Source organism: Pseudomonas sp. F220, assembly GCF_057813935.1.
The window spans coordinates 25,818-38,347 of record NZ_JBVASJ010000029.1; the positions used below are offsets into that span (position 1 = coordinate 25,818).

Consider the following 12,530-nt stretch of genomic DNA (forward strand, 5'->3'; position numbering starts at 1 on the left):
CCCCAGGGGGACGAGGGAACTGATCTTTAGCGTCTGCCGAGCTGCTGCGACCTGTGAAACCGAATTGATTATGGATTCAACGTATTACTTTCAGGTCGCAGCACATCTTCAGAAACCCACAATTTGCTCCCTCGCCCCTTTGGGGAGAGGGTTGGGGTGAGGGGTGGGTCTTGAGCCTGGCAAACAATCTGAAACTTCCCGTTTGACCAACCGGAATTCGACGCTCAAGGCGCCAAACGATTTCGTTGCCATGCGCCATGCTGCAAGCGGTAATCGAGACGATCATGCAAACGGTCGGCACGCCCTTGCCAGAACTCCAGCCGTTCGGGACGCAGGCAGTAGCCGCCCCAGTGCTCGGGTCGTGGAATGGTCTGGCCGACGAAGCGCTGCCCGGTTTCAGCCAACAAATGTTCAAGCGCTGCTCGACTGGCCAGCGGACGGCTTTGCGGTGAAGCCCAGGCGCCCAGACGGCTGGCCAGTGGCCGGGAGTCGAAGTAAGCATCCGAGAGCTGCGGGTCGAGCCTGGACACCTTGCCTTCGACACGAACCTGACGCTCCAGACCGGGCCAGAAAAAGGTCATGGCCGCAAAGGGATTGCACGCCAGTTGCTGACCCTTGTCACTCTGGTAATGGCCGAAAAAAGTGAAGCCCTCATCGCTCAAACCTTTGAGCAGCAGGATCCGGCAGTGTGGGCGCCCTTGGCTGTCGACCGTTGCCAAGGCCATGCTATTGGCCTCGATGGGCCCGCTCTCGGTGTCGCGGGCGTGTTGCATCCACTGCCGGAACAAAGTCAGCGGATCGTCCATCACTAGATCGTCTTGCAGGCCATCAAGGGTGTAGTTACGGCGCATTTGAGCCAGGGAAAGGGGCATGGCGGTGATCTCCAGAAGGTTCTGCCCAGTGTGCGAGGCACTGCGCAACACGACCTTGACCACCATCAACACTCAGCATCAACACGGGGCATCAACCCTGCACCGCCCTCCCTTACTTGAGCCGCAAACGCCGGGCCAGTTTGTGCAGGTTGCTCGGATCGACTTCCAGAAGCCGCGCGGCGCTGGCCCAGTTCTCCCCGGAAAGACTCAGGGCGTGGAGGATTTTTTGCCGCTGGTAATCGTCGACGGCTTCACCCAAGGGCTGGAACGGCAGGTCAGGCACATCGTCCTGGGGGAGTTCAGCGACCGAACCCGGCGCGTGAATCCCATTGTCGAGATCCAGTATCTCGGGCTCCAGCGTCATGATCAGGGTGCGACTGGTGCCACGGCTGAGCTGCTTCAGCGCGGCTCGACTGATCACATGCTCCAGTTCACGCACATTGCCCGGCCAGGCATAGCCCAACAGCGCTCGCTCAGCTGCTGGCGACAGACGCAGACCACGCAGGCCGAGCCGTGCCCGATTGAGTTCAAGGAAATGCCCGGCCAGCATCAACACATCGTTACCGCGATCGCGCAAGGCCGGAATCGGCACCGGGTACACCGAGAGACGGTGATACAGATCAGCACGAAACAAGCCGTCGCGGATGCTGTCCGGCAGGTGCCGGTTGGTCGCGGCGATGATTCGCACATCGACATGCAGCGGCTTGTCGGCGCCCAGGCGTTGGATCTCACCGTTTTGCAGCGTACGCAGCAATTTGGCTTGTACGCCCAACGGCAATTCACCGACCTCGTCGAGAAACAGCGTGCCGCCGTTGGCCGCATCGAAACGCCCGGCACGATCGCTGGTGGCCCCGGAAAAAGCCCCTTTGACGTGCCCGAACAACTCGCTCTCCGCCAGCGATTCCGGCAAGGCGGCGCAATTGACGTGCACCAGGGGCTTGTGACGTCGGCGTGACAGACGGTGCAAACGCCGGGCGAACAGTTCTTTACCGACCCCGGTCTCCCCCAGCAGCAACACCGGCAACTCGGAGTCGGCCAGCACCTCCAGCTCATTGAGCAACTGGTGCAGCACCTCGCTCTGGCCCAGAATTTCGCCTTCTTCAGCGGGCATCCGCACGTCCTGAATATCGCTGCGGGACAAGCGCAAACTGCGGTTTTCCTGTTCGAGTCGGGTCACCCGCACGGCGGCCTCGATCTGCAAAGTGCAACGCTTGAGCTCGTCCCGCGCATGACTATCGAAGGTCCCGGCGTGCAGGGCATCGAGGGTGATCGCGCCCCAGATCCGACCCTCCACATACAGGCTTACGCCCATGCAGTCATGCACCGGCAGCGGTTCGCCGACATGACCGTCGAGCAAGCCGTCATAGGGATCCGGCAGGCGACTGTCGGGCTCGAACCAAGTCGGCTCGCGTGACGCCATGATCGCCGCCAGTCGAGGATGCTGGGCGATGACAAACCGGCGCCCCAGCGCTTCGTGAACCAGCCCCACGGTCGCGACTGGCCTCAGGCTGTCGTCATCAAGACGCAGTAACCCCACGGCGCCACTGTTGAAATATTCGCGCAGGGTCTGGACAAGCCGTTGCAAACGCACGGCATTCGGCAGCTCGACGATCAAGTCGGCAGCCAGGCTTTCACGCAGCATGGTAGTAATCACCCTCTATGGTTTGATTCACCCTAAGCCGTCAGGGTACTTATCACCACAACAAAAAATTAATTGAGCTTTTTCAATGATTTAAATATGGCATGTCGGATGCAACACGACTCAGGAACCGTTGAAACCTCAATAAGGAATCATGATGAGCCTGACCCTTCTGGAACACAGTCTCGGCCAACTGGCCTGCGACATTCCCGGCGCCACCCGGACTTTTCACGCCTTCAACCTGGACTTCTGTTGCGGCGGGCAGAAAACCCTGCGTGAAGCCGCCCTCGGTAAAGGCCTCGACCCCGTCCTGATTGCCGACGCCCTCCACGCCCTGCAAGACGCCGGTGAAACCCAACACGACTGGCGCGACGAACCCCAGGAGCAGCTGATCGCCCACATCCTGGCGCGCTACCACGCCCGTCACCGCGAGCAACTGCCGGAACTGATCCGCCTGGCCCGCCGCGTCGAGCAGGTTCATGGTGCGCGCAGCAGCTGCCCCAATGGCCTGGCCGACCACCTGCGGGACATGCAGCAAGAACTCGAAGGCCACATGCTCAAGGAAGAACAAGTGCTCTTCCCAATGCTGCAACAGGGAATGGGCCCCCAGGCCGCACCGCCGATCCAGGTGCTGCGTTTTGAACATGATCAACATGGTGAAGCCCTGGAAAAAATGCTCGCCCTGACCGACAACATCACCCCGCCTGCAGACGCCTGTAACACCTGGCGCGCCCTTTATCGCGGGTTGCTGGAGTTTCGAGATGACCTGATGCAGCACATCCATCTGGAAAACAACGTGCTCTTCGTCAAGGCCCTGAACCCCCGCAGCTGATCGATTACCGGCAATACAAAACCCGCGTCAACCAAGCGGTTGACGCGGGTTTTTCTTGGGCTGGATGAGTCCTTGGGCTGGGATAGTCGCTGGGAAAATCAGTGTTCAGCCGTGCCAATAGAACATGGCCTTGGCCAGGATCACGATCAACAGCATGTGCCCCAGGATGCTGCGGCGAATCCAGCTGGCGCGGGTCGAGGTCAGCCGTGCGCTTTTCAGCCAATACGCCAGCAGCAAGTAATGCCCGATGATGCTCACCGCCAGAACAATCTTCAGGCTCAACAGCGTGCCAAAACTGCTGGCCAACGGCTGACTCAAGATACCTCGGTGCTGCCACGCCAGCCCGATGCCGGCGCCATACAACAGCAACACCACGCCATGCAGCACCTTGCGCGAGCGCACCGCAATCGCCTGATCCGCCGCCAGCTGCGCACCGTTCGCCAACTGCTGGCGGGCGGAATGCCAGATGAACACCTCGAAAAACAGCGTGCCGATAAAGGCGATGGCCGCCAGCAAGTGGGTGACCAGTAAAAAGGGGTACATCACTGACAGCCTCTCTCAATTCGCCTGTTCATCCTGGATGGCCGTCAACCCGGGCTCGCAGCAGCATTGGCCCATAGCGCCAGCCGTACAACGCAAACGCCAGCGCCCAGCACAGACCCGCCAGCCACAGCGCTCCCAACGGAAAAAACAGGACCAGCACGACCCGGCTGAGACACGCCAGGTTCAGCAAAATAAACGCCAGGGTCATGCCCATCGGCGGCTCCAGCGCACGGCCGGTATGCCCCAGACTGACCCGCGCGATCATTGCCAGAACCAAGCCACCCATGGCGCCTATCGTCAGGCAATGCACCGCCAGACTGGGGTTCACCGGCACCCCGAAATGCCACAGCGCCATGCCCAGACAGGCCACCGCCAACCAGCCATAGGCCAGGTGCAACGACCACAGCAACGGCACTCGCCAGAGCGCCCGATCATGCCAGCGAACCAGACGCACCAGATGCCCCGCCGCCAGCACGGCGAACAGCACACCGACCCAGACGTTGGGATAAAGCGCAGGCCCTGCCGCATACAGCAGTGCCACCAGCGGCGAGCCCACCAACAGCAGCCGATCAAGCCAGGGCCAGGCGGCAACCCCGTCGACCCGACCGAGGCCACGTTGGGTGAAAAACGGAATGATCCGTCCGCCGATCAAACTCATCATTGCCGCCACCAGCCAGATGCCGGTCAATACACCCTGACGCTGCCAGCCTTCATGACCTTCAACCAGGCCGTACATGGACAAGCCGTCGGCCACGGCCAACAACAGCAGCACCAACACAATCGGGTAGTTACGTTTCTGCCGCACCTTCCATAGGGTGAAGCCCATGAGCGCCGCCACCGCCAGTGGGAAAGCCAATTCCAGAACCGCGAGCAGCGGCCACGGCACGTTCGCCAGCCAGGCCAGACGCGCGCACAACCACAGCAGTGCCAGAGCCGCCAACGGCGTACCGCTGATGCCCGGGCGACCGGTCCAGGTCTGCACGGCCGTCAGCAGAAAGCCCGCGATAATCGCCAGCGCAAACCCGAACAGCAGCTCATGCCGATGCCAGGCCAGCCAACCGCCTGCCGGCTGCCAGCCGGAAATCGCGCCACTGAAGGCTGCCAGCCAGAGCGGTATGGCCAGCAACGCCAAGACGCAGCCCGCGAGGAAAAACGGCCGAAAGGCCAGACGTAGCAGCGGCGTTATCGCCATCGCTGTACGGCGGTCAAGTACCTGCATAAAGCCACTCCTCTACCTTGCTGCCGGAGGGTAAATCCCAGCCCCATCATCGGGTATTGCCGGTGAACTGCACTTGTCACAGATCAAGCTTGCCAACTGCCAGAGGGTTAAATTGACCCTCTGTAGTCGAACAATGGATTGCAAGGGGCGTGCCCTGATGTCGGTAGGTATGGAAGATTTCAGGATCAGCACATTCCCCCGTAGCAGCTGCCGAGCCTGCGAGGCTGCGTTCGGCTGCGCAGCAGTCGTGAAATCAGACCACGCAGTGTTTCAGGAAGACTGTGCGTTCCGGGTTTACGACTGCTGCGCAGCCGAACGCAGCCTGGCGGCAGCTGCTACGGGACACCGCCAAGCCATGCATCCAAGGTACAAATGACCACTACATGGTTGTTTTCACCCTAAACCCCATGGTCTTTTTCACCTCACCCTCTGACAACCCCCATAAATAGGGCCCTCCGGGCATGGCCCGAGTCTTGCTCAACCATGAGCATCCTTACAGGCACCTTTGATCCCTCGATTACCCGGAGTCGTCATGAAAAAAGTCATCCAGCCACTGGCATGGTTTGTAGTGCTGAGCTCAATCGTGGCCTTGGCCAGCGGCGTCTCTCTAGGCCTCGTTTGACTTCATAGCTGCGCTCTTCCCTCTCAGCCATCAGGATGAATTTTTATGGTGCTTCATCGCGTCCATCACCAGATTCTGCGCAGTCATCATTTATTCGAGCCGTTGAATGAAGAACAGCTGGATGAATTGATGAGTACCAGCCACTTATTGAGCATCGACAAAGGCGAGCCGCTGTTTCGCCAGGGTGAGCCGGCGGACTCGTTCTATTTCGTGATTGCCGGAGCGGTGAAGATCTACCGCCTGACGCCCGACGGACAAGAGAAGGTGTTTGAAGTCATCGGCGATCGGCAAACTTTCGCCGAAGCGATGATGCTGATGGACACCCCCAATTACGTGGCCTCGGCCGAAGCGATCTGTCCCACTCAGCTCTACCGCATATCCAACAGCACTTACATGCACCTGCTGCAGAGCAATAGTCGATTGACCTTCGCCCTGCTCGGCAAGCTGTGTGTACGCCTGCACCAGCGAGTCAACGAGATTGAAACCCTGTCGCTGAAAAACGCGACCCACCGGGTCGTGCGGTATCTGCTGACGCAACTGGTGCGCTTGCAAACCGTTGACTGCCAATTCGAACTGCCAATGGCCAAGCAACTGATTGCCGGACATCTCTCGATCCAGCCGGAGACGTTTTCGCGAATCATCCGCCGCTTGATCGATGAAAAAATCATCACTCAAGACGGCAGGCAGATCGCCATTCTTGATCGCCTGCGTCTGGAACAGTTCGAGTGAGCGACATGCCCATCTGCCTGTATTGCCAACACGCGAGCCCGTCACAGGAGTCCGAGTGCCGCCAGTGCGGCATGCCCCTGCCGGCGCTGGCCGAATACGCTGGGGCACGTCGGCAACGACGATTCATGTGGTTCTGCATCAGCCTGACGATCTTCTGCGTGACAATGTTTTTCTGGCTGCCGCGCAGCATCCACTGATGCCCCGCCATCCCGAACCTATCCCCCTGTAGCAGCTGCCGAAGGCTGCGTCCGGCTGCGCAGCAGTCGTGAAATCAGACCACGCGGTGTTTCAGGAGGACCGTGCGTTCCGGGTTTACGACTGCTGCGCAGCCGAACGCAGCCTCGCAGGCTCGGCAGCTGCTACAGGGGCGCAGGCTTCTACGCAAACGTCGCCACGCCCCACGTAGCCGCCTAAGAATTCAACGCTGGGTCAGTTGGCGATACAACTGCGGCAAGCGCAGGGGTAATTGTTCTGGCTGGCGGATCAAGGTGTAGCCATTGGCGCCAAACATATACGGCAGGTAATCGCCGGCCTCGCGATCAATGGTGATACAGAACGGCGTCAGCCCCTGACGTCGCGCCTCCAGCACCGCCTCGCGGGTGTCTTCAACACCGTAGCGCCCCTCATAGAGATCCAGATCATTGGGCTTGCCATCCGTCAGCAGCAGCAACAGTTTGCGTCTGCGTTTACAGCCGCCCAGCAGCTGCGTGGCGTGGCGAATGGCCGCGCCCATGCGCGTGTAATATCCCGGTTTAAGCCCCTGAATGCGGCCGCGAGTGGTGTCGTCATAACGCTGGGTGAAGGACTTGAGCTCTTGCATGCGCACCTGCTGACGACGCAGCGAGGAAAACCCGTACAGGGCGAAGTCATCCCCCAGCACCGACAGGGTTTCGCCAAACAGCAGCAGGCTGTCCCTGATCACATCGATCACTCGATGCTCATCGTTCAGGTGAGCATCGGTGGACATCGACACATCCGCCAGCAGCAGGCACGCCAGATCGCGACGAGTCTGCCGTTGCTCCATGAACAGCCCGCGTTCGGCGCACTGGCCGTACTGGCGTTCAACGTGAAAATCCAGCCAGGCCTGCATGTCCAGTTCTGAACCCTGGGGTTGCTGGCGTAACCATTGGCGGTCATTGCGCAGGTGCTCGAACTGGCGCCGCAGACGGTACGCTGAGGCCTTCAGCCGTGACGGCAGTGGCTGCGCCTCACAGTCACGCGGCAGCATCATTTGCAGATTGACGAAGCCGTCCTGCATCAGCTGCTTGCGGTAGTCCCACTCCGGCAATTTGATGCCCTCGCCCAGGGGAATATCGTCGACATCGGCCGGGGGTAAATCCAGGTGCAGCTTAAGACCGCCCCCCTTGCGCAGACGAGTGCGCGACAGGGTCAACTCGTCCAGGTCCTCGGCGACTCTCGCGGCGTCCGGGTCTTCGCGGTCATCCGTCCAACGATCCAGATCAACGTGTTCGGTCCAGCTGAACAGGTTCTCCAGACGCACCACCAACAGCCCGCCTGAGCGGGTGCTTTCATCAATTCGCTTGGCGCGCTTGCGGCCGCCTTTCTGCTCGCCCGGGGGCGTAGCCAGGTACTCTTCCGACTCTTCACTCAGATCCGCGGCCTGTGGGCTTGCGAGGTTCTGCGGCGGATACAGCCACAGTGGCAGCGGCCAGGCCGCCCGTTCGCTACGGGGAAAATGTTCGACGCTGCCCGGCTCGCGCAACGCCTGACACAACGCCCGTTCCAGAGCCGCCTCGCCGGAGTTCAATGACGCCGGATCCGGACGTAATTGCAGATGGGCATCGACCAGGCGTTGGTAGCGAGAACGCAACGCCGGGTAGCGCCGCAGCAGCGTTTGCGTCCAACGCTGATTGTCCCGGCCCCAGTGACGCATCTGGCCGGCCTGCGCCGCCAGTAGTGCCAGCCAGCGATAGAGCTCCTCATTCAACGCAACCTCCGGGAAGACCGCAAGGCTCGACGGTAGACGCAGGTTATTCTCGTCGCACCACGCCAATGGCACTTGTTTGCAGGTACCGGCGATCTGCTGCAGCACGTTGCGGCGCAGCAATAGATCACGATCGTTGGCGGCCTCCACACCTATGCCACTGGCGCCGCCCATGGCGCGAAACAACAGCGCCAGCGGTCGTTGCTGGCTGACCAGTTCGACCCGTGCTTCGGGGAAGTCCGGGCTTGCGCGCCGGGTGATGAAGCGGTGCCAGACACTGCCCACCCACTCTTCCAGTTCGACGGTAAAGGCCATGGTTTTTGCCCTTTTTGGACACCAAAAAAACGGCCCGCTGTATCAGCCGGGCCGACCTTTTCTAGCCGTTGCACCTGCTCATGAAGGGACAACAGCGGCCGGGGCGCGCAAGGCTGCGCGACCACGCTGCTTGAAACTGAACAGATAGCAGAGCAGCCCGGCGAGGAAACCGACGCCACTGGCCAGACGGGCCCAGAACAGCACAGTCAAATGTTCGACCGTGGCCATGAACGGCAAGGCAATCCCGTCGGCCTGCCAGCGTTGCAGATAGATCTGTACGACACCGGCAGCGGTGAGGAACAGCGTGATCATCACCATTGACAGGGTCATCAACCAGAAGCCCCAGATCTCCAGAGTCTGCGAGCGCTCGTCGCCGGCTTCACCCAGCCCGCGCAAGCGTGGCATGGCATAGCTGATCAAGGTCATCACGATCATCGCGTAAGCGCCGTAGAAGGCCAGGTGAGCGTGAGCGTTCGTCAACTGCGTGCCATGGGTGTAGAAGTTGACCGGTGCCAGGGTATGCAGAAACCCCCAGACGCCCGCGCCGAAGAAGGCGGTCACTGTGGTGCCCTTGGCCCACAGCGTGGCGGCGCGGTTCGGGTGCTGCCGACGACGCTTCTTCACCATGCTGAAGGCGAATATCACCATGGCCAGGAAGGGCAGCGGCTCCAGTGCGGAGAAGATTGAACCGACCCATAACCAGACCTCAGGCGCACCGATCCAGAAGTAGTGGTGACCGGTGCCGATGATCCCGGTAATCAGCGCCATGGCGATGATCACATAGAGCCATTTCTCGACCACTTCCCGGTCCACACCGGTGATCTTGATCAGCACGAAAGCCAGCATCGAGCCCATGATCAGCTCCCATACGCCTTCCACCCAAAGATGCACCACCCACCACCAGTAGAACTTGTCGCGGGCCAGGTTTGCGGGGTTGTAGAAGGAGAACAGGAAGAACACTGCGAGCAGAATCAGCCCGGTCATCATGACCACGCTGATGGTGGTCTTGCGACCTTTGAGCAGGGTCATGCCGATGTTGTAGAGAAAGCCCAGGCACACCAGCACAATACCCATCTTGGTGATGGTCGGCTGCTCCAGATAAACGCGGCCCATGGTCGGCAGCAGCTCGTTGTGGGTCAGCCTGGCCAGCCCCGCATAAGGCACCAGCAGATAGCCCAGAATGGTCAGCACACCGGCGGCGGCGAATACCCAGAACAGGATGAGTGCCAGCTTCGGACTGTGCAGTTCACGGTCGGCCTCTTCCGGAATCAGGTAGTAGGCAGCGCCCATGAAGCCGAACAGTAGCCATATGATCAGCAGGTTGGTGTGCACCATCCGCGACACGTTGAAGGGAATGGCCGGGAACAGAAAGTCCCCCACCACGTATTGCAGGCCCATGATCAAACCGAACAGCACCTGACCGAGAAACAGGATCAGGGCAAACACAAAATACGGTTTGGCCACGGCTTGCGAGGCAAATTTCAGATGCGGATTAGCCATACTCATCTCTCAGCCCTCCTTGTTTGGCGGCCAGCCATTGGTGTTGATTTTCGAGCTCCATTTGAGGAACTCGGCGATGTCATCCACTTCCTGATCGCTCAGGTTGAACTGAGGCATCGCTCGCCGGCCTGGTACGCCCAGCGGCTGCATTTTCATCCAGGCATACAGAAAAGGTTTGAAGCCCTCCTCCCCGCCGCGACGCTGGAACACGTTGCCCAGTTCAGGCGCAAAGTAGGCGCCCTCGCCCAGCAATGTGTGGCAGCCGACACAGTTGTTTTGCTCCCAGACCAACTTGCCGCGCACCACTGATTCGCTTAATTGCGCTTCATTGCTGCGCTCTGGGAAGGTCTGTTCCGTGTGATAGGTCAAGGCCAGGAATATCAGGAAAAAGAACACGCTTCCCCCGAAATAGATATTCCTGGCCATGCCTTTAGTGAAGGTCTCTGACATGGTCGCTTCCTCTTTGCTTGGCCTGTCCATTCTAGGAAGCAGCGGGCTGAAACCTGCTTGATGGCGATCAAGAAAACCCGATGGTTTTGGTCGGGTATAAATCTTAAGGCCGTAGGGGCACCCCGTAGCAGCTGGCGAAGCCTGCTGCTACACGGGTCGCGTAACGGCTTAATGTAAAGACACCAGCGTCACCCCTACCACTGCCGCCAAAGCCACCGCCCAGCTCAACATCAACCTGCGCCACAGTCGCGGCGCGTGGCGCATTTCCATGAAGCCGTCGGCGATCAGCCAGGCCTTGCCGACTGCAACCAGCAAGATAGCAATGGAAAGCAGCAGTGTGGCCCCGGCATGCCCCAGCACCACGGTGCACACACTCAGCACGGCCAGCCCTGCCCAGCAGGTGACCAAAACCCTGGAAGCAGACATGAGAACCTCGTCAGTTCAGAACGTAGACCAGAGGAAAAAGCACCACCCAGATCAGATCGACCATGTGCCAATAGAGCACGCCGGATTCCAGCCCGCTGCAAGTGCTGGCGCTGTACAGACGACGCCGGCAACGCTCGGCCAGCCAGCCGAGAATCAGCATGCCGAGTAGCACATGGAGGAAATGGAATCCGGTGAGGATCCAGTACAGAGTGAAAAAGGTGTTGTGCTCCATGCCCAGCCCCGAGGCCAGAAGATGCCGGTATTCAGTGAGTTTCAACACCACGTAGACACTGGCGGCCAGCAAGGCCGCCAGCAGAAGGACGGCGCCGCGGCGGGCCCGCGATTGCCTGACCTGTTGCTGGGCCAGCGCGGCGAACAGCCCGGCCGTGAGCAAGCTCAAGGTCATCGCCAACCCGGTGGAGCTATTAAGCAACTGTCGGCTTTCGCTAAACATCTGGGGTTTCAGCACCTGGGTCACCGCGAACGCGAGAATCAGGATTGCGAACACCGAGAGCTCGGCGAGGATGAAAAACCACATCGCCAGATCGCCCGGCAAATGGCCGGGAGACGCGGCAGTGGTTTCAGGCGAAGTGGACATCAACCACGTCCATCAGCGCGGCAACGGTCAGCGGATCATCGCTCAGCGGCTCGGCCAGACAGGCCATGCACGCCTCACGGGGGCTCATGCCGGAGCGAATCATTCGTGCCGTGAAAATCAGCAACCGCGTGGACGCGACTTCTTCCAGATCATGTTGATCCAGCCGTCGCAGGGCCTGCCCGAGCCTGACTACCTGCGCCGCCAGCGCCACGTCCACCTGGGCTTCTCTGGCGACAATGCGCTCTTCATCGGCCACTGGCGGATAGCCGAAACGCATCGCCACAAAGCGCTGTCGGGTGCTGGGTTTCATGCCTTTGAGCAGGTTCTGGTAACCGGGATTGTAAGACACCACCAACATGAAGGACGGCGGCGCCTGCAGGACTTCCCCTGTGCGTTCCAGGAACAGCTCCCGACGATCATCGGCCAGCGGATGCAACACCACCACTGTGTCCTGGCGCGCCTCGACCACTTCATCGAGGTAACAGATGCCCCCTTCACGCACCGCCCGGGTCAGCGGCCCGTCCTGCCACCAAGTGCCCTGGGCACCGATCAGATGGCGGCCGATCAGGTCTGCGGCGCTCAGGTCATCGTGGCAGGCCACGGTGTACAGCGGCAACTTCAGCCGATGGGCCATGTGCTGGACGAAACGGGTCTTGCCGCAGCCGGTGGGGCCTTTGATCAACACCGGCATGCCGTGTCGCCAGGCTTGCTCGAACAATGCCTCTTCATTGTTCAGCGGTTGGTAGAAAGGTTCGACCTTGTGTTCGACGGAATGAATACGGTCCATGGGATACCTGATACAAGAGCGGGGCTCAACAGCGGGTTTGAGGGCCACGCTAC

At 60.3% G+C, this 12,530-nt stretch carries 13 protein-coding genes; 3 read left to right on the top strand and 10 right to left on the bottom strand.

Translation table 11 applies throughout. From position 1 onward, the window contains the following. Window positions 1-224 precede the first annotated feature (224 nt). The gene (gene pdxH, locus ACZYSM_RS21365; RefSeq protein WP_489074408.1) at window positions 225-872 is read right to left on the bottom strand and encodes a pyridoxamine 5'-phosphate oxidase; all 648 of its coding nucleotides are present in this window, start codon (window positions 870-872) and stop codon (window positions 225-227) included. Between the two features lie 112 nt (window positions 873-984). After that, the gene (gene norR, locus ACZYSM_RS21370; protein ID WP_489074303.1) at window positions 985-2,514 is read right to left on the bottom strand and encodes a nitric oxide reductase transcriptional regulator NorR; all 1,530 of its coding nucleotides are present in this window, start codon (window positions 2,512-2,514) and stop codon (window positions 985-987) included. A 154-nt stretch (window positions 2,515-2,668) separates the two neighbouring features. On the opposite strand from norR, the gene ytfE reads away from it, so the two are divergent. Next, window positions 2,669-3,343 (top strand): iron-sulfur cluster repair protein YtfE, encoded by a 675-nt coding sequence (gene ytfE / locus ACZYSM_RS21375; protein ID WP_489074305.1) that lies wholly within the window; start codon window positions 2,669-2,671, stop codon window positions 3,341-3,343. A gap of 105 nt (window positions 3,344-3,448) precedes the next feature. Here ytfE and ACZYSM_RS21380 read toward each other — a convergent pair whose 3' ends face one another. Further along, a complete protein-coding gene (locus ACZYSM_RS21380; protein WP_489074307.1) occupies window positions 3,449-3,886 on the bottom strand; it encodes a CopD family copper resistance protein in 438 nt (145 codons plus the stop codon). Window positions 3,887-3,914: 28 nt separating this feature from the next. Next, on the bottom strand, window positions 3,915-5,105 hold the full coding sequence (locus tag ACZYSM_RS21385; RefSeq protein WP_489074309.1) for an NnrS family protein: 1,191 nt from the start codon (window positions 5,103-5,105) through the stop codon (window positions 3,915-3,917). A 667-nt stretch (window positions 5,106-5,772) separates the two neighbouring features. Between ACZYSM_RS21385 and ACZYSM_RS21390 the strand changes: the two genes are divergently transcribed. Both ACZYSM_RS21390 and ACZYSM_RS21395 read left to right on the top strand, forming a co-directional pair. Continuing rightward, complete coding sequence (locus ACZYSM_RS21390; RefSeq protein WP_489074311.1) at window positions 5,773-6,456, top strand: Crp/Fnr family transcriptional regulator; 684 nt, start codon at window positions 5,773-5,775, stop codon at window positions 6,454-6,456. 5 nt (window positions 6,457-6,461) lie between these two features. Then, window positions 6,462-6,653: a protein DnrP gene (locus ACZYSM_RS21395; protein ID WP_489074410.1), complete on the top strand. Its 192-nt coding sequence runs from the start codon at window positions 6,462-6,464 to the stop codon at window positions 6,651-6,653. A 221-nt stretch (window positions 6,654-6,874) separates the two neighbouring features. Here ACZYSM_RS21395 and ACZYSM_RS21400 read toward each other — a convergent pair whose 3' ends face one another. The 6 genes from ACZYSM_RS21400 to ACZYSM_RS21425 form a co-directional block, all read right to left on the bottom strand. After that, window positions 6,875-8,716, bottom strand: coding sequence for a nitric oxide reductase activation protein NorD (locus tag ACZYSM_RS21400; protein ID WP_489074313.1), 1,842 nt, complete (start codon window positions 8,714-8,716; stop codon window positions 6,875-6,877). A 78-nt stretch (window positions 8,717-8,794) separates the two neighbouring features. Then, complete coding sequence (locus ACZYSM_RS21405; protein ID WP_489074315.1) at window positions 8,795-10,222, bottom strand: cbb3-type cytochrome c oxidase subunit I; 1,428 nt, start codon at window positions 10,220-10,222, stop codon at window positions 8,795-8,797. A gap of 3 nt (window positions 10,223-10,225) precedes the next feature. Beyond that, window positions 10,226-10,666 carry a c-type cytochrome gene (locus ACZYSM_RS21410; protein WP_489074317.1) on the bottom strand — a complete coding sequence of 147 codons (441 nt, stop codon included), beginning with the start codon at window positions 10,664-10,666 and terminating at the stop codon, window positions 10,226-10,228. A gap of 168 nt (window positions 10,667-10,834) precedes the next feature. Further along, complete coding sequence (locus tag ACZYSM_RS21415; protein WP_489074319.1) at window positions 10,835-11,092, bottom strand: cytochrome C oxidase subunit IV family protein; 258 nt, start codon at window positions 11,090-11,092, stop codon at window positions 10,835-10,837. Between the two features lie 10 nt (window positions 11,093-11,102). Then, window positions 11,103-11,690 carry a cytochrome c oxidase subunit 3 family protein gene (locus tag ACZYSM_RS21420; protein ID WP_489074321.1) on the bottom strand — a complete coding sequence of 196 codons (588 nt, stop codon included), beginning with the start codon at window positions 11,688-11,690 and terminating at the stop codon, window positions 11,103-11,105. Then, window positions 11,674-12,477 carry a CbbQ/NirQ/NorQ/GpvN family protein gene (locus ACZYSM_RS21425; RefSeq protein ID WP_489074323.1) on the bottom strand — a complete coding sequence of 268 codons (804 nt, stop codon included), beginning with the start codon at window positions 12,475-12,477 and terminating at the stop codon, window positions 11,674-11,676. Before ACZYSM_RS21425 ends, ACZYSM_RS21420 begins: the two co-directional genes overlap by 17 nt. Between the last annotated feature and the right edge of the window lie 53 nt (window positions 12,478-12,530).

What these genes read in the sequence shown, in the direction of transcription:
- pdxH (WP_489074408.1), bottom strand. Translation starts at nt 872, where the DNA reads ATGCCCCTTTCCCTGGCTCAAATGCGCCGTAACTACACCCTTGATGGC.
- norR (WP_489074303.1), bottom strand. Translation starts at nt 2,514, where the DNA reads ATGCTGCGTGAAAGCCTGGCTGCCGACTTGATCGTCGAGCTGCCGAAT.
- ytfE (WP_489074305.1), top strand. Translation starts at nt 2,669, where the DNA reads ATGAGCCTGACCCTTCTGGAACACAGTCTCGGCCAACTGGCCTGCGAC.
- ACZYSM_RS21380 (WP_489074307.1), bottom strand. Translation starts at nt 3,886, where the DNA reads ATGTACCCCTTTTTACTGGTCACCCACTTGCTGGCGGCCATCGCCTTT.
- ACZYSM_RS21385 (WP_489074309.1), bottom strand. Translation starts at nt 5,105, where the DNA reads ATGCAGGTACTTGACCGCCGTACAGCGATGGCGATAACGCCGCTGCTA.
- ACZYSM_RS21390 (WP_489074311.1), top strand. Translation starts at nt 5,773, where the DNA reads ATGGTGCTTCATCGCGTCCATCACCAGATTCTGCGCAGTCATCATTTA.
- ACZYSM_RS21395 (WP_489074410.1), top strand. Translation starts at nt 6,462, where the DNA reads ATGCCCATCTGCCTGTATTGCCAACACGCGAGCCCGTCACAGGAGTCC.
- ACZYSM_RS21400 (WP_489074313.1), bottom strand. Translation starts at nt 8,716, where the DNA reads ATGGCCTTTACCGTCGAACTGGAAGAGTGGGTGGGCAGTGTCTGGCAC.
- ACZYSM_RS21405 (WP_489074315.1), bottom strand. Translation starts at nt 10,222, where the DNA reads ATGAGTATGGCTAATCCGCATCTGAAATTTGCCTCGCAAGCCGTGGCC.
- ACZYSM_RS21410 (WP_489074317.1), bottom strand. Translation starts at nt 10,666, where the DNA reads ATGTCAGAGACCTTCACTAAAGGCATGGCCAGGAATATCTATTTCGGG.
- ACZYSM_RS21415 (WP_489074319.1), bottom strand. Translation starts at nt 11,092, where the DNA reads ATGTCTGCTTCCAGGGTTTTGGTCACCTGCTGGGCAGGGCTGGCCGTG.
- ACZYSM_RS21420 (WP_489074321.1), bottom strand. Translation starts at nt 11,690, where the DNA reads ATGTCCACTTCGCCTGAAACCACTGCCGCGTCTCCCGGCCATTTGCCG.
- ACZYSM_RS21425 (WP_489074323.1), bottom strand. Translation starts at nt 12,477, where the DNA reads ATGGACCGTATTCATTCCGTCGAACACAAGGTCGAACCTTTCTACCAA.